1 pseudogene is annotated in these 430 nt (G+C 40.0%); it reads right to left on the minus strand.

Features of this window, described 5'->3' with window-relative positions:
- Positions 1-430, minus strand: a pseudogene (locus tag IIF7_RS20950) (primase-helicase family protein); the annotation flags it as partial.

The raw sequence follows: 430 nt of genomic DNA on the forward strand, positions 1-430 counted from the left end.
TCTATCGATCCATCCCCCCACCAGACCAATCTTTGATAGCAAAGTGTATTCTTTTGATTCTCTAATTTCCAGGAATTCTTCAGCAGTCGTCTAAGCTGGGTAAGATCTGTTTTAATCCTGGTACGATTCAGTAATTGTAATGCATCAATCGGGCAGAGTTGAATGTCATCGATATTAAAATGATCCATGCCCATTAGTAAAATGGTGGCCAGTTCTTTTTCTACCCGGTTACGATTATTGGCAAGTAATTTTTTTAAGGCTGGCGTTTTTAACTGGGAAGGATGAAACCACATCCTGGTCAAATGTTTGGAATGCAATTGACGGTGTTTTAAAAAATGTAGAAAGGACGGAACTTCCCGGTCAAGATGATAGAGATAATCCGTTTCTTCAGCCGTAATTTTAGGCACTTTAAGCACCCAGAACCGGGTTT

This window comes from Zunongwangia atlantica 22II14-10F7, assembly GCF_002094855.1.
GTDB classification, from domain to species: Bacteria; Bacteroidota; Bacteroidia; order Flavobacteriales; family Flavobacteriaceae; genus Zunongwangia; species Zunongwangia atlantica.